Here is an 18,011-nt window from a genome sequence, read left to right on the forward strand (position 1 = left end):
TGGCCTTTTCGTTTCGTCGCAGACTTCACTGCTGTTTGTTCAGCTCGTCGAGCTTCAGCGTCCCGCCGTCGTCGAACAGATTGAGCTTCTGCTTCAACTGGTCCGCCGGCAACGGCTCACCCTGCCCGGCTGCCGGCTGGGCAGGTGCACCAGCGGGTGCTACCGGCGCAGCGGCACCAGCGGCGGGCTTGTCGGCCCCGCCGTCCTGGCCTTCGATGGCGCGCTGGGCCTTCTTAGTCAGGACGATGATGTCGATGCGGCGGTTCACCGGGTTCAGCGGCTTGTCGCGGTCGAACAGCGCCGACGACGCATAGCCCACCACGCGGGCGATCTGGTCTTCCGGATAACCGCCTGCCTCCAGCGCGCGACGCGCGGCGTTGGCGCGGTTGGCGGAGAGCTCCCAGTTGCCGAACTCGCCATTGCCGGCGTACGGCTTGGCATCGGTGTGGCCGCTGATGCTGATCTTGTTCGGCACCTGTTTGATGGTCTCGGCCAGCGCCAGCAGGATGTCCTCGAAGTACGGCTGCAGGCGCGCGCTGCCCAGGTCGAACATCGGCCGATTGTCCGAGTCGACGATCTGGATGCGCAGGCCGTCCTGGGTGATCTCGAACAGGATCTGGTCCTTAAAGCGCTTGAGCGTGGGGTTCTCGTCGACCTTGTTCTGCAGCTCCTGCAGCAACAGCTCCAGGCGCTCCTTCTCCAGCTTCTCGGCGATGTTCTCCGCCTGCTCGGGGTTGACCTTGGCCTCGTCCTGCGGGCTGACGCGGGTTTCGTCCGCCTCGGGCTGCGCCTGAACCTGCGGGTTCAGGGTCTTGTCCGGCGCCGGCGTCGGCGTGCCGCCCAGGTCGATCACATAGGGACTGGCGCTCTCGGTGAAACCGATCGGGTCCTGGAAGTAACCGGAGATGGCCTTCTTCTGCTCCGGCGTGGCCGAGGACAGCAGCCAGAGCACCAGGAAGAACGCCATCATGGCGGTGGCGAAGTCGGCGAAGGCGATCTTCCAGGAACCGCCATGGTGGCCGGCGGCGTAGCGCTTGACGCGCTTGACGATGATCGGCTGGTTGTTATCCATCGTTTAGCGACCGCGCACAGCCTGCTCCAGCTCCGCAAAGCTGGGACGATGCGCCGGCAGCAGCACCTTGCGGCCGAACTCCACGGCCAGCGACGGCGGCATGCCCGAGGCGGAGGCGACCAGGCAGGCCTTGATGGCTTCGTAGAGGTTCAGCTCTTCCTTGGCGTCATGCTCCAGGGCGTTGGACAGCGGGCCGACGAAACCGTAGGCGGCGAGAATACCGAGGAAGGTACCCACCAGCGCCGCGGCAACGTGGTGGCCGATCTCGGCCTGGCTGCCCTGGCCGAGCAGCGCCATGGTGATCACGATGCCGAGCACCGCGGCGACGATACCGAAGCCCGGCAGGCCGTCGGCGACACGGGTTACCGCGTGGGCGGGATGCTCCAGGTCTTCCTTGAGGCTGCCCAGTTCCATGTCGAACAGGCCTTCCAGCTCATGGGGCGCCATGTTGCCGGAGGACATGATGCGCAGGTAATCGCAGATGTAGGCGGTCATGCGGTCGTCCTTGAGCACCGCCGGGTACTTGCTGAAGATCGGGCTGGCGCCCGGATCCTCGACGTCCGCCTCGATCGCCATCATGCCCTCGCGGCGGCTCTTGTTGAGCACCTCGTAGAGCATGCCCAGCACCTCCAGGTAGAAGGTGTGGGTGAAGCGGTTGCTGAACATCTTCGGCGCCTTCTTGAGCACCGTCATGAAGGTGCTGCCCGGGTTCGCCTGGAGGAAGGCGCCCAGGGCCGCACCGCCGATGATCAGCACTTCGAACGGCTGGATGATGGCCGCGATCTTGCCGCCGGAGAGCAGATATCCGCCGAGTACGCTGCCCAGGATGACGATGATGCCGATGATTTTTGACATGGGGACCGGACTGAAACTGTGAACAGAATGAGAGGCATGATTCCCGCCTCCCTGTTGTTATCGGAGATTTCGGGCAAGACTATAGGCCGAAAACACTAAAAACCAGTTCGGCGCCTCACGCATGCCCAAACCCGTGCCTACCCCAGAGCGTCTCGCGGAATGGCTCTCCCTCCTGGAAGAGCTGCCGCTGCCCGTCCCCCAGGAGCACCGCGACGAGATTCGCCGGGCGCTGAACGACAGTCGTCGCTCGATCCGCGAGATCTCCGACCTGCTGCAGGACTGTCCGACCCTGGCCCTGGCCATCCTGCGCGAGGCCAACCGCGCCCAGAGCGCCCAGGACAATCCGGCGGAAAGCCTGGAAGTCGCACTCAATCGTCTGGGACTGGCGCGCGTCACCCAATTGCTCGATCGCCTGCCGGCGTTGCCCGAGGCACAGATGCCCCGCGCACTGAGCCAGTTGCTGCTGATCAGCCGCCACGCCATGCAGCAGGCCAGCGGCCTGTTCGCCAACCGCCTGGCGCGGCTCTGGCAGGAAATCCACTGGGGCAGCCTGTTCACCCTGGCGCCGTTGTGGGCGCTGGCCACGGTTAAACCGGAATTGCTGGAGACCTGGCAGCGCCAGGTCTACGGCCTGGGCCGCTGCAGCAGCGAAGTCGAGCAGGAGCTGCTCGGCACCCGCCTGCTGCCGCTGTGCCGAGCGCTGGCCGAGCGCTGGCGGCTGCCGGAATGGGTCGCCCAGGGCTACGCGCTACTCAGCGATGACAAGCGCCTGCTGGTGCGCGCCCTGCACGTGGCCCACACCGAAACCCAGCCACTGGGCCAGCAACAGCGCCTGGATGCCGACCCGGAACTGCAACGCTGGCTGACCCGCCCGGCCAACACCATCCTGCTGGCCAACAGCCTGGCGACGGCCGCCCACCAATCCTGGGGTGGCGTACACATGCTGCGTTGGCAACGCCTGACCAGCCTCTACCTGCAAATGCCGCTGGAAGAACTGCAGCAGACCGTCCACGGCCTGGCCGCGCAGAGTGCCCGCCGGCACGCCCGGCCGCAGCTCTGGCACCCGGCCGAAGCCCTGCTCTGGCCCTGGGATGCGCGCCGCTGGCTCAACGGCCCGAAGCCCGAGGAGCCGGCCAAGGCACCCGACACCCTCGCCCAATGGCGCCAGCATTGCGCGCGCCTGCTGCAGACACCCAGCCCGTTCGGCAATGCCTTGCAGTTGCTCGACTGCGCCGAATCGGCGCTGCAGGCCTGCGGGCTGCAACGCGGCCTGATCCTGCTGGCCGACAAGGGTGGCAACTGGCTGCAGGCGCGCCGGCACTTCGGGCTCGCGGTGGAGGCCGGCGAGCTCAAGCTGGAAGTCGCCGCCAGCCCGCTGCTGCGCAAGCTCCTGCAACAGCCCGGACAGTTGCGCCTGAGCCCGGCGAACATGGCCGACTTTTCCGCCGTGCTGCCCGGCGCTCTGAAGGCGCTGCTGCCCAGCGAACACCTGCTGCTGCGCTCGCTGGGCAACGGCAGCCGGGTGGTCATGCTGCTGGCGGTCGACCGTAACGGCCAGCCGCTGGGCGACCTCCACGCCCAGGCCTTCAGCCGCACAGCGCAGTGCATCGAACAGGCCGTCCGGCAGATGTCCCGCGGCGCCTCCTGAGTCGCGGCGATTGCCGGGATTTCCGGTACACTTGCGTCCCCTTTAGACTAACGCCCCTCAATGGGCAGCCCAGGGCCGCCAGCTCACGCCGCCTCCATCATCATGGCGGGCCATCCGCCGTACCGGGAGACTCGACATGTCCGCCTTCTCCGCTCTGCCCCTGGTGATCGAACCGGCTGACCTCGCCAGCCGTCTCGACGCCGCCGAACTGATCCTGGTCGACCTGACCAGCGCCGCGCGCTACGCCGAAGGCCACATCCCCGGCGCCCGCTTCGTCGCCCCGGCGCGCACCCAGCTGGGCGGCACCCCGGCGCCCGGCCTGCTGCCGGCCAAGGCCGACCTCGAAGCGCTGTTCGGCGAGCTGGGCCACAACCCCGATGCCGTCTACGTGGTCTACGACGACGAAGGCGGCGGCTGGGCCGGCCGCTTCATCTGGCTGCTGGACGTGATCGGCCACCACCAGTACCACTACGTCGACGGCGGCCTGCACGCCTGGCTGGCCGATGGCCTGCCGCTGAGTCAGGAGGTCCCGGCGCCGGTCGGCGGCCCGCTGCCGCTGACCCTGCACGACGAGCCCACCGCCACCCGCGAATACCTGCAAAGCCGCCTGGGCGCTGCCGACCTGGCCATCTGGGACGCGCGCAACCCCAGCGAGTACAGCGGGCAGAAAGTCCTCGCCGCCAAGGGCGGGCACGTGCCCGGCGCCGTCAATTTCGAATGGACCGCCGGCATGGACCCGGCCCGCGCCCTGCGCATCCGTACCGATATGCCGCAGATTCTGAAGAACCTGGGCATCACCCCGGACAAGGAAGTGATCACCCACTGCCAGACCCACCACCGCTCCGGCTTCACCTACCTGGTGGCCAAGGCCCTCGGCTATCCGCGGGTCAAGGGCTACGCCGGCTCCTGGTCGGAATGGGGCAACCACCCCGACACCCCTGTAGAGGTTTAAGGAATGTCGTTCAAAGATCGTCTGTTCATCCTCGCCCAGTACCTGCTGCCGCATCACCTGCTGTCGCGCCTGATCGGCTGCGCCGCCGAATGCCGCGCGCCCTGGTTCAAGGATCGCCTGATTCCCTGGTTCGCCCGCCGCTACCAGGTGGACATGCGCGAAGCCCAGGTCGAGGACCTGCGCGCCTATGAGCACTTCAACGCCTTCTTCACCCGCGCCCTGAAAGACGGCGCCCGTCCGCTGGACGAGAGTGAAGGCAGCGTGCTGAGCCCCGCCGACGGCGCCATCAGCCAGCTCGGCCCGATCGAGCACGGCCGCGTGTTCCAGGCCAAGGGCCACAGCTACAGCCTGATGGAACTACTGGGCGGCGACGCCGAGCGCGCCGCGCCCTTCATGGGCGGCGAGTTCGCCACCGTCTACCTGTCGCCCAAGGACTACCACCGCGTGCACATGCCGCTGGCCGGCACCCTGCGCGAGATGGTCTACGTGCCGGGTCGCCTGTTTTCGGTGAACCAGCTCACCGCCGAGCAGGTGCCGGAACTCTTCGCCCGCAACGAGCGCGTGGTGTGCATCTTCGACACCGAGCGTGGACCGATGGCCGTGGTGCTGGTGGGCGCGATGATCGTCGCCTCCATCGAGACCGTCTGGGCCGGCCTGGTGACTCCGCCCAAGCGCGAGCTGAAGACCTTCTCCTACGGGGAAGCCGCCCGCGCGCCGATCCACCTGGAGAAAGGCGCCGAACTGGGCCGCTTCAAGCTGGGCTCCACCGCCATCGTGCTGTTCGGACCCGAGCAGGTCAGCTGGGCCGAGAACCTCGCGGCCACCAGCCCGGTCCGCATGGGCCAGCGCCTGGGTGGCGCGCGCCAGGGCTGACGCCCGCTTTCCATAAGGCGGGCGGCCAACGAGCCGCCCGCCACTGCTTTTTGCCTCATCGTGCTAATTCCCTGCCATGAAACGCTTCCTGCATCTCATGGGCTGGCGTGCCAACGCCACCAGCCATCTTGAAAAATGGCTCTCCGCAATCGGAGCGCTGTGCGGCATCGCCGTCATCTACGCCGTCACCCACTGGGTACTGCCCAGCGAAGCGGCCATCTGGGTCGTCGCCTCCATGGGCGCCAGCGCCGTGCTGCTGTTCGCCGTACCCCATGGCGCGCTGTCCCAGCCCTGGGCCGTGCTCGGCGGCCAGGTGCTGTCGGCCTTCGTCGGGGTGATCTGCCAGAAGCTCTTTCCCGACCAGGCCTTCACCCCGGCCCTGGCTGTCGGCGCGGCGATCCTGGTCATGCACTACACCCGCTGCATCCATCCCCCGGGCGGCGCCACCGCCCTCGCGGCAGTATCCGGCGGGCCGGCGATCAGCGCGCTGGGCTTCCACTACGTGCTCAGCCCAGTGCTGCTCAATGTGGTGCTGATCCTCGCCGTGGCCGTGGCCTTCAACGGCCTGTTCGCCTGGCGCCGCTACCCCGCGCCGCTGGCGCGCCTGCCGGAAACGCCGAAGCTGCCCGCAGGCCCCGCGCCGGAAGATCTCTACCACGCGCTACGCAAGATGGATTCGTTCATCGACGTGCAGTTCGACGACCTGCTGAAGATTCTCCAGCTGGCCCAGGAACATGCCCAGGCTCAACGCCTGGGCCCGGACGACATCCTCCTCGGCGCGTGCTACAGCAATGCGCTGAGCGGCAACGCCTGGGCGGTGCGCCAGGTGATCGACGACCATCCCGGCAAGCGCACGCGCCAGGACCAGTTGGTCTACAAGGTGATCGCCGGTGCCGGCAAGGGAAACACCGGTGCCTGCCGCCGCCAGGACCTGCTCGAATGGGCCGCCCACGCGGTGATTCCGCAGGGCGACGGCTGGTTGCGCGTCACTGCGCAGGCCTCCGCCAAGGACGCCTTGCAGCGTCAGATCAAGGGCGAAACACCGCTCACGTGACCCATCGGCGCACCCATCCGGCGATGGGCTGCGATGCGCAACGGATACTGCTAGAGTTCGGAAAAAGCCGAGTGTGACGACCGAAAGGTCCGCTAAACGGCCCAGATGTGGAGAATCCGATCCAACCATGGACAACAGTCCCCAGCAGTTTCTACGTGTCCCCACCCCGACACACGAGAGCCTGAGTTTCTGCAGCGCCAGCGCGCGTGAGCTGAAATACTGGCTGGACCACCTGCCCAAGGCCAATCTGGGCGAGACCGCTCGCCAGCTCTACCAGGGGCTGATCGAACTGAACCAGTTGAAGCTGCCCGTGGAGACCCGCCTGCAGCTGCTGGAGCTGTTCCGCCCGGAAGTCCAGTTCGTCTGCCAGCACCTGGAGCGCCACTTCCTCAACCAGTCCATCGTCCTCGACGAGCGCCCGCGCAAGGTCGCCAACCTCTGCCAGGCCCTGCAGAACCACCTGGCCATCGGCTACAAGCTGATCGTCGTACGCGAGGCGAGCCGCGTTTCCCGCGAGCGCGCGCCGTTGCTGACGGCCGCCATCCAGCGCGCCATTCGTGCCTTGTGCGGGCCGCTGATCCGTTCCTCGCAGTTGTATTGCCCGGTGCCGGAAGGGCTATGGCTGGAGCTCCACCAGCTGTACCAGCTGGCCCGCCAGCACGGCCTTCAGAAACTGAGCGTGCGCGACAGCCTGGCCCGCGACGCCCAGGGCCTGACCATCGAGCAGGCCTACCTGGTGGCGCTGATGCTCGGCTCGGCACGCTGCAACCAGATGCGCCAGCACAACATCGCCCGCCTGGCGGAAGCCCTGGAAGGCTGGAGTTCGCAGATTCGGGTGCAGAGCGCCGATTCGCCTTCGACCCTGTTCGTCGTCGCCCCCCAGGTGGACGGCCCGCCGCGCTACCGCACCCTGTTCAAGGACAGTGACCTGCCGGGCGGGGTGGGAATCGATCCACAGCCTTTGGTCGACCTGATCAAGGAATATCTCCTGCTGCTCCCGGAGAACCGCAACCAGGCGCGCCTGAAGGTGCCCGAAGGCGTCTCCGTCGATCTGCTGCAACACCTCGCCGCCGCCTGGGGCGACATCGCCGAACGGACCTTCCAGCGCACCACCGGCCAAGGCCAGCTCACCGTGTGCATCGGCATGAGCGCCCTGCACTACTTCCTCGCCGGTCGCCAGCATTTCAACGATGTGCTCAAGCGCAGCCAGAACCCGGACTTCAGCACCAAGGCCCGGGCCGAGGCGAAGGACGCCTGGGCCACCGCCTTCGACGCGCGGCAGATCAAGGAATGGCAGCCCGGCATGTCGCTGGAGGAAATCGAGTACACACCTATCACCCCCACCGACAGTGGCGCCACCGTCGCCGAGACGCCCTGCGATGAGTACCCGGTCTTCACCCTGCCCATCGTCAACCACAGTCCGGGCGGTTACTGCCTGACCTGGCCCAAGGAGATTCCCAGCCAACTGCAGGCCGGCGAGCTGCTGGGCATCCAGGACGCCCCGGACCAGGGCTGGAGCATTGCAGTGGTGCGCTGGATTCGCCAGGTCCGTGGCGGCGGCACCCAGATGGGCATCGAACTGATCGCGCCGCTCGCCCAGCCGTGCGGCCTGCAACTGCTGCGCAAGACCGAGCAGGGCAGCCAGTACCTGCGCGCCCTGTTGCTGCCGGAAATCTCGGCGATCTCGCGACCGGCCACCCTGATCACCCCGCGCCTGCCGTTCCAGGAAGGCAACAAGGTGCAGATCAATCTGCAGGGCGAGGAGCGTCGTACCCTCCTCACCCGCAAGGTCACCGCGACCGGCAGCTTCACCCAGTTCGAATACCAGACCCACGACACCATCGCCGCACCGAACGATAAGCCGGTCACAGCGCCAAGCCCGCGCGGGGAGGAAGACTTTGACTCACTCTGGAAGTCGCTGTAGATTCCGGCGAACCCCATTCATCGCCCATTTGCTGCCGTCCAGTGCGGTATAAGCAGCCTCATCCATGGCCAATGAAAAGAAGACCGTCCGCCTGCTGATCCTGGAAGACTCCCAGAACGAAGCCGAGCGTCTGGTCAGCCTGTTCCGCAATGCCGGTCGCGCCACCCGCGTCCATCGCATCACGTCCAGTGAAGACCTCCTGGAAATCCTCCCTCAGGGCTGGGATCTGCTGATCGCCGCGCCTGACAGCAGCGCCATGGCGCCCAGCGAAGCCCTGAGCAGCATTCGCCGCCAGGCCAAGGACATCCCGTTCATCCAGCTGATCACCGGCAACGACTCCGATGCGGTGACCGAGGCCCTCGCCCTGGGTGCCCAGGACGCCCTGCCGCAAGGGGAAGACGAGCGTCTGATCCTGGTCGCCAAGCGCGAACTGGCCAACCTCGAGGAGCGCCGCGCCCGCCGCGCCGCCGAAGTCGCCCTGCGGGAAACGGAAAAGCGCTGCCAACTGCTGCTGGACAGCTCGGTGGACGCCATCACCTACGTCCACGACGGCATGCACATCTATGCCAACCGCGCCTACGTCGACCTGTTCGGCTACGACGACGCGGAAGAACTGGAAGGCATGCCGATGATCGACCTGATCGCCGGCAGCGACCAGGCGACCTTCAAGGACTTCCTCAAGGGCTATCAGACCACCGATAACAACGCCGACCTGGCCTGCAGCGGCATCAAGGTGGACGGCCAGGCCTTCAGTGCGCGCATGACCTTCTCCCCGGCCACCTATGACGGCGAGCCGTGCATCCAGGTGGTGATCCGCGCCGACAGCGACAACGCCCAGCTCGAAGAGAAGCTGCGCGAGGTCAGCAGCCAGGACCTGGTCACCGGCCTGTACAACCGCGGTCACTTCCTCGATCTGATGGACAGCGCCGTGGAGCGCGCGGTGACCGCCAGCCAGCCGGCCACCTTCGCCTACATGCTGCTCGACCGCGCCCAGACGCTGCAGCTCAACCTCGGCGTCGCCAGCATCGACCTGCTGCTTGCCGACCTCGGCAACCTGCTGCGCGCCCACTTCCCCCAGGAAGCCCAGCTGGCTCGTTTCAGCGACGACGTGTTCGCCGTGCTGCTGCCGGGACACACCCCGGACCAGACCAAGCCGCTGTTCGCCAGCCTGCTGAAGAAGATCGAAGGCAACCTGTTCGACATCCACGGCCGCACGGCCCAGGTCACCCTGTCCATCGGCATTGCCGGGCTGGACGAAAAGACCACCCGCGCCCAGGACGTCATCGAGCGCGCACACCGCAGCGCCGACGAAATCGCGCAGAGCGAAGGCAACGGCCTGAAGCTCTACGACCCGGCCGATGAACTGGCCGCCGCCGCCAACCGCGGCGACACCCTGGCGATCATCCGCCAGGCCCTGGAGCAGAACAGCTTCCGCCTGCTGTTCCAACCGATCATCAGCCTGCGCGGCGATACCCACGAACACTACGAAGTGCTGCTGCGCCTGCTCAATCCGCAGGGCGAGGAAGTACCGCCGGCGGACTTCCTCGCCGCCGCCAAGTCGGGCGGCCTGGCCGAGAAGATCGACCGCTGGGTCCTGCTCAACTCGATCAAGCTGCTCTCCGAACACCGCGCCAAGGGCCACGACACCAAGCTGTTCGTTCACCTTTCCAGTTCCAGCCTGCAAGATGCCGAGTTGCTGCCATGGCTGAACGTGGCGCTGAAGGCATCGCGCCTGCCCGCCGATGCCCTGATCATCCAGATCAGCGAACCGGACGCGATCAGCTACCTCAAGCAGGCGAAGGTGCTCAGCCAGGGGCTCGCCGAGCTGCACTGCCAGATCGCCCTGTGCCAGTTCGGTTGCGCGCTCAACCCGTTCAATACGCTCAAGCACATGAATGTCGACTTCGTGAAGGTCGATGGCTCCTACGTGCAGGAGCTGGGCAAGGCGGAGAACCAGGAGAACCTCAAGACCCTGATGGCCAGCCTCCACGCCCAGGCCAAGCTGACCATCGTGCCGATGGTGGAAACCGCCAGCGCCCTGGCGACGCTCTGGCAGGCCGGCGCCAACTACATCCAGGGCCACTACCTGCAAGGACCGAGTCAGGCGATGGACTACGATTTCGCCTCGGACGAGTAGCCATTCGCCCCGCAAGAAAAAGCCGCCCATTGGGCGGCTTTTTCTTGCCTTGCGTAGACAGCCGGATCGATCAGCGGCCGTCGGCCCCTTCGCGATCACGGAATCCGAGCAGGTAGAGAATGCCATCCAGCCCGAGGGTGGAGATCGCCTGCTTGGCCGATTGCTTGACCAGCGGCTTGGCGCGGAAGGCCACGCCCAGGCCTGCCAGGCCGAGCATCGGCAGGTCGTTGGCGCCATCACCCACGGCGATGGTCTGCTCCAGTTGCAGCCCCTCCTTCACCGCCAGCTCGCGCAGCAGGTCAGCCTTGCGCTGGGCGTCGACGATGGGCTCGATGGCCACGCCGGTCAGCTTGCCGTCGACGATCTGCAGCTCGTTGGCGAACACGTAGTCGATGCCCAGCTTGGCCTGCAGCTGCTTAGCGAAGTAGCTGAAGCCGCCGGAGAGGATCGCGGTCTTGTAGCCCAGACGCTTGAGCTCGGCGAACAGCGTCTCGGCGCCTTCGGTCAGGCGCAGCGAAGCGCCGATCTCTTCCAGCACGTCCTCGGACAGCCCCTTGAGCAGGGCCAGGCGCTCCTTGAAGCTGGCGCGGAAGTCCAGTTCGCCGCGCATGGCGCGCTCGGTGATCTCGGAAACCTTGTCGCCCACGCCGGCAGCCTTGGCCAGTTCGTCGATGACCTCGGCCTCGATCAGCGTGGAGTCCATGTCGAACACCGCCAGGCGGCGGTTGCGGCGGAACACCGAATCCTGCTGGAAGGCGATATCGACATTCAGTTCCTGCGCCACGCTGAGGAATTCCGCACGCAGCGCCACCGGGTCGGCCGGCTCGCCGCGTACCGAGAACTCAACGCAGCCCTTGCCCTGGTCGGCCGGCACGTCCAGCGCCATGCGCCCGGACAGGCGGTCGATCTGATCAATGTTCAGACCGTACTTGGCGGTGATCGAGCTGACGCGCTGCAGTTGCTCGGCGGTTACCCGGCGGGTCAGCAGGGTCACGATGTGGCGCGGTTTGCCCTGGCCACCCACCCACTGCCGGTAATCGTCTTCCGAAACCGGTGTGAAACGCACCTGCTGGTCGAGCTTGTAGGCCGTGAACAGCACGTCCTTGAGCACCGAGGAGGCCTGCTCGGTATCCGGAATTTCGACCAGGATGCCGAACGACAGGGTGTCGTGGATCACCGCCTGGCCGATGTCGAGGATGTTCACGCCACCCTGGGCCAGCACGCCGGTGATGGCTGCGGTGAGGCCGGGGCGATCTTCCCCGGTGATATTGATCAGGACGATTTCGCGCAAGGCGCTGTCTCCGCCGTGTAAAAAAGGCCGACATTCTACCTGCTTTCCGCCGCATCCGCCCGGTTGGCGGGCACCGCCACCGATCGGATTGGCAGGCGCATTCCCCGCCCATCCCGGCCTCGTTCGCATGGACAAGGCCTGCGGCGCTTTGCCCCTCCGGAGGGGCTCGTTATACTGGCCCGTATCTGCCCTACTGAAGACCGAGCCCGCTGTGACCCGGCCCACCTCCGTCAAGCCCGACAATTTCTTCCTGCTGCTTTTCCACGCCCTGCGTCAGCGCCGTGTGCCGATCGCCCTGCGAATCGCCATCCACACGCTGCTGCTGGTAGCCGCTGCCCTGGTGATCTACGCCTGGGTCATGGGCATGCAGTTCAAGCAGGCCATGCAGCAGCAGGCTGACGCCCTGGGCCAGAGCCTGACCACCCAGACCGCGCAGTCCGCCACCGAGCTGCTGGTGTCCAACGACATCCTCAGCCTCAACGTGCTGCTCAACAATCTGACGAAGAACCCGCTGGTCGCCCACGCCGCGATCTACAGCGTGGACAACCGCATCCTCGCCGAGTCCGGCACCCGGCCCAAGCAGGGGCTGCTGGGCGATACCGAAGGCCTGTACTCCACGCCCATCACCTTCCAGGAAGTGATCGCCGGCCACCTGCGCATCAGCCTCGACATGCACCAGTTCGAGCAGCCGATGACCGTCAGCCTGCAGAGCATGGGGCTGATCAGCCTGATCCTGCTGCTGCTCACCCTGACCTTCGGCCTGCGCCTGGGCCGGCAGATTTCCACCCCACTGTTACAGCTTCGCGTCTGGCTGCGCGATCCGGACGACCCCGCCCCGGGCGCCGGCCTGCAGAACGAGATCGGCGACCTGGCCCGCCAGCTGCAAGCGCGCCTGGTGCCGGAGAAGCCGCCAGCCCCCGAGCCGGTGGTCACCGCTCCCGCGCCACGCCCGAAAGCACCGGCGAAAGCCGCCGCCAAGGAGCCCGTGCTGGAAGAAGCCGGCGCCAGCGACGAACACGAATTCGACGAGAACATCTTCTCCGAAGATGAACTCCCCGCCCCGACGGCTCGCCGCACCGCCGACCCCGCAGGCGACGAGGACTTCCCCGAGGAAGAGCTCGACACGCTGGTGGAAGACGAGGCAGAAGTCGACGCCGACGTCGAAGACGAGCCCGAAGCCGAGCCGGAACCGCTGTCCAGCGGCACCAGTGCCGTTCTCGCCGTTCAACTCGGCGCCCAGGAACAGCTGCGTCGCCTGCCGCGCGCCCGCCTGGTCGACCTGCTGGAGCGCTACCGCGATTGCCTGGAACAGGCCGCACGCCTGTACAAGGGCACGCTGTACACCCTCAACGACGGCGGCAGCCTGATCCTCTTCCACAGCCGCGACCAGGACGAGGAGTTCCTCACCAACGCCCTGTGCTGCGGCGAGCTGATGCGCGCCCTGGGTCACGCCTTGCAGATCGAGGTAGCCGACAGCGGCATTACCCTGCAACTGCAGCTGGGCCTGGTGCTGGGCGAGGACGTCGCCGATCTCGAACAGGCCGAACTGCTGCAGGAGTCGGCGGCGCAGAACGCCCTCGCCCTCAGCCAGCACAGCCGCAACCTGTTACTGGTGGAGAAATCCATCGGCGATGACGAGAAAGTCCGCGAACGTGCACGCATCCGCCCCATCGCCAGCCCGGAAAATGCCTGCTGCGTGGAGTGGCTGAAGGAACCCTATCCCTCGATGCTGGAGCGCCAGCTCTCGCGTATGCGCGCCCTGCGCACCAGCTGATGACGGGGCCACCCGGCCCCGCATGGAACGGACTCCATGACCACCCTGATCACTCATCCCCTGCCGGCGCTGGCCGTCGGCCTGGCGCTCGGCTCGCGGGTGATCCCGCCGCGCCTGCTGCTGGCCGGCATGCTCGCCAGTTGCCTGCCGGACCTCGACGTCATCGCCTTCAAACTCGGCATCGCCTATCAGGACGCGCTGGGGCATCGCGGCTTCAGCCACTCGCTGCTGTTCGCTGCCCTGGTCGGTGCGCTCGGCGCCATGGCCTCTCGGTGGCTCGGCTGCGGGCCGCTGAAAGCCGGCTTGTGGATCGGCCTGGCCACCGCCTCGCACAGCGTGCTCGATGCCATGACCGACGGTGGGTTGGGCGTAGCCTGGTTCTGGCCCTGGAACGACCAGCGCTATTTCCTGCCACTGCATCCCATCGAGGTGTCGCCCATCGGCCTGTCGCGCTTCCTCAGTCCGCGCGGTGCGCAGGTGCTGCTGTCAGAGGCGCAGTGGGTCTGGATACCCTGCCTGGCCGTTGCCCTTGGCGGCATCGCCCTCCGCCGCCTGCTGCGCCTGCGCGGCTGACTCGAACTGCGCCTGGACCTGCTGCAACAGCGAAGGTCCTTCCGCCCCGCCTTCCGGGAACTGCGCGGTGTAGCCCTGGAAGCTGGCGAAGCGCGCGCGGAAGTCGAGATCGATGCGGAAACGGTTGTCCCAGCCCGCCGATGGCGCCGGCAGCAACTGGTCGCAACCTTGCAAAGCCTGATCCGACGGGCAGTCCTTGAAGGCCTGCGGATAGAACTGCCGCTTCCACAACACCCAGGGTGACAGCGACAGGGCGTCGATACGGTTGCGCCGCAAATCCAGCTCCAGCAACTGCAGCAGCCCGTTACCGCCCAGGTACTCGTCCTGGTAGTCGACCATCACCATGTCCACGCTGTGGCCCTGGTCGTTGAGCATGCGCGCGTGGGCCGAGCCTTCGACATGCCCGCTGACGGTCAGGAAGATCTGGTCGTTGCGGCGGATCAACTGCTCCCAGAGCAGCGGACCGCTGTCGCTACCCTCGCGGGACAGCTGCGGCGGCTTGCCGGCCTTGCCATACAGGATGTTGTGCGAGGCGAGAATCACCGGAATGTGCGGATGCGCGTCGATGACCTGCTGCGCCCAGGCGAGTGTCGCCTTCGACGGGCTCCAGTCCAGCGCCAGCAGGAGGAAGGACTGGCCGTACTTGCGGAACAGGTGGTACTGGCTAAGGCCGAGCGGGTCGCTGCCGCCATAGGTGCTCTGCCAGGCCGCGCGCTGCGGACCGAAATGGTCCTTGAAGCGGTCGCGGAACGAACGCTGATCATCGGGCGTGACGGCGCCATGGATATCCCGGTCGCCGCTCATGATGCTGTAGGGCACGCCGCCCTCCTCCAGCACCCGCATCGCGCCGCTGGCGATCTGCCACTGGCTCAGGGTGCCGGCGTTCTGCACCACATCGCCCAGATGCACCACCATCGACACCTGCAGCGCCTCGGCGTTCTTCGCCAGCCACCAGGTCTGGGCGAAGAAGGCCAGCGCCGGCTCGTAGGGCAATCCCTGGAAACGCTGGTTACTGCGGAACAGGCGCAGTTCGCGGTGATTGTTCTCGGAATAGAACTGCGTATCCGGCAACAAGGGCAGGATGAAGCTCCCCGGGGGCGGGCTCACCTGCAATGGCGGTATGGGATGCTGGCGAAAGAAGGACTGATCGTGGGCGACTTGCTGGGAGCTGTCGGAGCCCTGGCAGCCGCACAGCAGCACGCCGAGCCCGAGGGCGGACAACAGCGGCTTCATCGCGCAGCACCAAACAGGCTGGCGTCGCTCACGCGCAGCAGACAGTAGGGATTGTAATCGAAGCTTCCGCTGAGCAGCGGCACACCCAGGGCCGGGTACGCGGCGCGCAGACGGTCGGCATTCTCCTCGTCCAGCATCAGGTAGTACGGCCCCGGCAGAGCGGCGAGCTGCTCAGGGCTGCTGGCGAACAGTGGCTGCGTGTCGCGATCGAGATTGACCATGAACTTGATCGCCTGCGCATCGCGGCCCATGCCATAGAGCACCAGCGGCGCCGGCTCCCTGAGCACCGTGGCGTCCACCGCCTGGGAAAACGCCCGGCTGTCGTACAGCTGCCGCTGTGCCGGCTCGATCACCAGCAGGTAACTGCCCCACAACGCCAGCACCGCGCTGAGTGCCATCAGCTCGGCACGTCGCTCGCGACGGAACAGGCGGGACAGCGCGAATACCTGCAGACCAGCCAGACCGCCCACGCACAGCCAGAGCTTTCCACCCAGCGGTTGCAGCGCCTGCGGGAAGCGCTGCAAGCCCAACCATATGCCCAGCAGCAGGAGCGCCGGCAGCAGCAGCCAGAACCCCTGGATCAGACCCCGCAGGAATACGGCCAGGCGCCGGTCGTTCACCTGGAAGGGATAGGTCGCGACAATGGCCGCCAACGGCGCCATCGCCACGATGTAGCGGGCCTTCTTCGCCTGCGGCAGCGACAGACCGACCATCACCACCAGCGCCGCCAGGGCGCAGCCGATGACCAGCCGCGCCGCCGGATCGAACCGGCGCCGCCAGAGCAGCGCCAGGGCCGGCACCGCCAGCGGGAACGCCAGGGCGTAATTGCCCAGCGAACTGTGGAAGTAATACAGCGCATCGCTGGCGCCCGCGCTGCCGTCCAGGCGGCCGGTCACCTGCATGCGCAGGACATCCTGGGCGAACGCCTCGCCGCCAACGCCGCGCGCCACCGATAGCAGCAGCATGGTGCAGACCACCAGGAGCAGCAGCGCGGGCAGGGAAAAGCCCAGCAGGCGCCGCCACTGGCGGTCCAGCAGCAACTGGCTGCAGACCATGCCGGCCGGCACCACCAGCCCCAACGGACCGCGCAGCGCGAAGCCGGCGAGCAACAGCGGCAACAGGCGTGTCAGCAGACCCACGCCGGAGTAGCGCTCGGCATGCACCGCGAAGAAGAAGGCCAGCATCCCCACCGCCGCCACCTGCAGATCGAGCGACACCGCCCGGGTCTCACTGAGGAAGGTCAGGGTGAGCAACAGCATCGACACGCTGAGCGCAGCCCAGCGCCGGGAAAGCGGCGCCACCAGGCGATAGGTCAGGCCGACGATGACGGCGGCCGCCAGGGCTGTGGGCAGCCAGGCGCTGAGCAGCGTGACACGTCCCTGCGGCAGCGACAGCAGGTAGATCAGGAAGGTCGAAGTCGCCGGGTAGTCCGGATAGGGCTCGCCATAGGTGGTCGGGAATACGCTGGGACCGTGGCGCAGCATTTCCTTGGCGAACAGCACGAAGCGCGAGTCGAAGCCCACCACCGCGGCGCCATGGGCGCCCAGCAGGAACAGGACGAATGCCGCCAGCGCAACGCACAACGCCTGCCAGGCCAGGACGGTAGCCGCCTGACCGGAATGAGAAAGTGGAAGTGACGACGACACGCCGGGCCCCTGGCAGGCGCATTACGGAAGGATTTCCGCGCGATCGCGACCTGCAAACGGCGCCTTTGATACCAAAGTGGGCGTCAAGAAGATGTCAAGCTGGGCGGGGCGTGCCGGGAGTCGGCCAGGATGTGAAACGGCCCGGAAAACCAGGTTTTCCGGGCCGTTTCAAGTCAGAAGCGGTAGACCTCGACGTCGGTGCGGATCGGCACCACCAGCGGGATCTTCGGCCCCTCTTCCTTGGGCTTGGCCTTTTCGGAATTGGCTACCGCCGGCTTCTTTAGCGGCGCTGCCGATTGCTCGGCTACCGCGGCAGCGACCGGACGCACGTCCTTGGCCAACTGGACCGACAGCTTGCGCAGCAGGTCACCCTGGGCCCGAACCTGGTCCTGGATACTGCCCGAATGCTCCTCTTCTTCGCGGAATACGCGGCTGTCGCGCAGCTCACCCTTCTGGTCGAGCAGGCGCCAGCGCGCCTCCAGCACTGCCGGCTCCTTTGGGCCGGAATCCAGGCGGCTGATGGTCAGCATGACCTGTACCTGCGGCGTGAAGCCGGGCTTCTCCGGGAACAGGGCCAGGCGGGTGCTGTCGAGCTGGCTCGACAACAGGCGCAGCAGTTGCTGGCTGACGTTGGTTTCCAGGCTACCGGCCCAGCGGGCGTCGGTGGACAGGCTGAGAATGCCGTCAGCCTGGCGTTGAACCATGGTCTCACGTTTCAGATAGTCGGCCAGGGATACCGGGCCGAGGAGCACAGCGACACCATTTTCGCGGGTCGGAACCGACGCGGCACCTGCATCCAGTTGATACAGCTGGGTCGGTCGATTCACTGTGCAGCCCGCCAGCCCGAGGAGGCTGACGAGAGAAAGACATGCCAGGACGCGCAGAGCGCTCATCGTGAATCACCGTCATTCGCCGGGAATCGGCGTTACTTCCATCATTTCACGTAACTTCAGGGCAACGGGCTACGGCGCCGATTGCC

At 66.7% G+C, this 18,011-nt stretch carries 14 protein-coding genes; 8 read left to right on the top strand and 6 right to left on the bottom strand.

Going from position 1 to position 18,011, the window contains the following annotated elements; all coding sequences use genetic code 11:
• Window positions 1–25: 25 nt before the first annotated feature.
• Both motB and motA read right to left on the bottom strand, forming a co-directional pair.
• Window positions 26–1,072, bottom strand: a complete 1,047-nt coding sequence (gene motB, locus O6P39_RS24175; RefSeq protein ID WP_275608907.1) for a flagellar motor protein MotB — start codon at window positions 1,070–1,072, stop codon at window positions 26–28.
• A gap of 3 nt (window positions 1,073–1,075) precedes the next feature.
• On the bottom strand, window positions 1,076–1,927 hold the full coding sequence (motA, locus tag O6P39_RS24180) for a flagellar motor stator protein MotA (RefSeq protein ID WP_275608908.1): 852 nt from the start codon (window positions 1,925–1,927) through the stop codon (window positions 1,076–1,078).
• A gap of 121 nt (window positions 1,928–2,048) precedes the next feature.
• On the opposite strand from motA, the gene O6P39_RS24185 reads away from it, so the two are divergent.
• The 6 genes from O6P39_RS24185 (at window position 2,049) to O6P39_RS24210 (ending at window position 10,515) form a co-directional block, all read left to right on the top strand.
• Window positions 2,049–3,575 carry an HDOD domain-containing protein gene (locus O6P39_RS24185; RefSeq protein ID WP_275608909.1) on the top strand — a complete coding sequence of 509 codons (1,527 nt, stop codon included), beginning with the start codon at window positions 2,049–2,051 and terminating at the stop codon, window positions 3,573–3,575.
• A gap of 136 nt (window positions 3,576–3,711) precedes the next feature.
• Window positions 3,712–4,527, top strand: coding sequence for a thiosulfate sulfurtransferase (gene rhdA / locus O6P39_RS24190; protein ID WP_275608910.1), 816 nt, complete (start codon window positions 3,712–3,714; stop codon window positions 4,525–4,527).
• Window positions 4,528–4,530: 3 nt separating this feature from the next.
• Complete coding sequence (gene asd, locus O6P39_RS24195; protein ID WP_275608911.1) at window positions 4,531–5,400, top strand: archaetidylserine decarboxylase; 870 nt, start codon at window positions 4,531–4,533, stop codon at window positions 5,398–5,400.
• 76 nt (window positions 5,401–5,476) lie between these two features.
• A complete protein-coding gene (locus O6P39_RS24200) occupies window positions 5,477–6,454 on the top strand; it encodes an HPP family protein (RefSeq protein WP_275608912.1) in 978 nt (325 codons plus the stop codon).
• Between the two features lie 127 nt (window positions 6,455–6,581).
• Window positions 6,582–8,378 carry a molecular chaperone gene (locus O6P39_RS24205; protein ID WP_275608913.1) on the top strand — a complete coding sequence of 599 codons (1,797 nt, stop codon included), beginning with the start codon at window positions 6,582–6,584 and terminating at the stop codon, window positions 8,376–8,378.
• A 64-nt stretch (window positions 8,379–8,442) separates the two neighbouring features.
• A complete protein-coding gene (locus tag O6P39_RS24210; RefSeq protein ID WP_275608914.1) occupies window positions 8,443–10,515 on the top strand; it encodes an EAL domain-containing protein in 2,073 nt (690 codons plus the stop codon).
• Between the two features lie 70 nt (window positions 10,516–10,585).
• Here the strand turns inward: O6P39_RS24210 and serB are convergent, their stop codons facing one another.
• Window positions 10,586–11,806 carry a phosphoserine phosphatase SerB gene (gene serB, locus O6P39_RS24215; RefSeq protein WP_275608915.1) on the bottom strand — a complete coding sequence of 407 codons (1,221 nt, stop codon included), beginning with the start codon at window positions 11,804–11,806 and terminating at the stop codon, window positions 10,586–10,588.
• A 211-nt stretch (window positions 11,807–12,017) separates the two neighbouring features.
• Between serB and O6P39_RS24220 the strand changes: the two genes are divergently transcribed.
• Together O6P39_RS24220 and O6P39_RS24225 are read left to right on the top strand one after the other, a co-directional pair.
• Window positions 12,018–13,580 carry an AhpA/YtjB family protein gene (locus O6P39_RS24220; protein ID WP_275608916.1) on the top strand — a complete coding sequence of 521 codons (1,563 nt, stop codon included), beginning with the start codon at window positions 12,018–12,020 and terminating at the stop codon, window positions 13,578–13,580.
• 36 nt (window positions 13,581–13,616) lie between these two features.
• A complete protein-coding gene (locus O6P39_RS24225) occupies window positions 13,617–14,153 on the top strand; it encodes a metal-dependent hydrolase (protein WP_275608917.1) in 537 nt (178 codons plus the stop codon).
• On the opposite strand, the gene O6P39_RS24230 is transcribed toward O6P39_RS24225, so the two are convergent.
• The 3 genes from O6P39_RS24230 to O6P39_RS24240 form a co-directional block, all read right to left on the bottom strand.
• A complete protein-coding gene (locus tag O6P39_RS24230) occupies window positions 14,067–15,386 on the bottom strand; it encodes a calcineurin (protein WP_275608918.1) in 1,320 nt (439 codons plus the stop codon). The two genes, O6P39_RS24225 and O6P39_RS24230, sit on opposite strands and share 87 nt — an antisense overlap.
• A complete protein-coding gene (locus O6P39_RS24235; RefSeq protein WP_275608919.1) occupies window positions 15,383–17,032 on the bottom strand; it encodes a glycosyltransferase in 1,650 nt (549 codons plus the stop codon). The genes O6P39_RS24230 and O6P39_RS24235 overlap by 4 nt, the downstream gene beginning before the upstream one ends.
• Window positions 17,033–17,205: 173 nt before the next feature.
• Complete coding sequence (locus O6P39_RS24240; protein ID WP_275608920.1) at window positions 17,206–17,925, bottom strand: ABC-type transport auxiliary lipoprotein family protein; 720 nt, start codon at window positions 17,923–17,925, stop codon at window positions 17,206–17,208.
• Between the last annotated feature and the right edge of the window lie 86 nt (window positions 17,926–18,011).

The organism is Pseudomonas sp. PSE14 (assembly GCF_029203285.1).
Lineage (GTDB): Bacteria > Pseudomonadota > Gammaproteobacteria > Pseudomonadales > Pseudomonadaceae > Pseudomonas.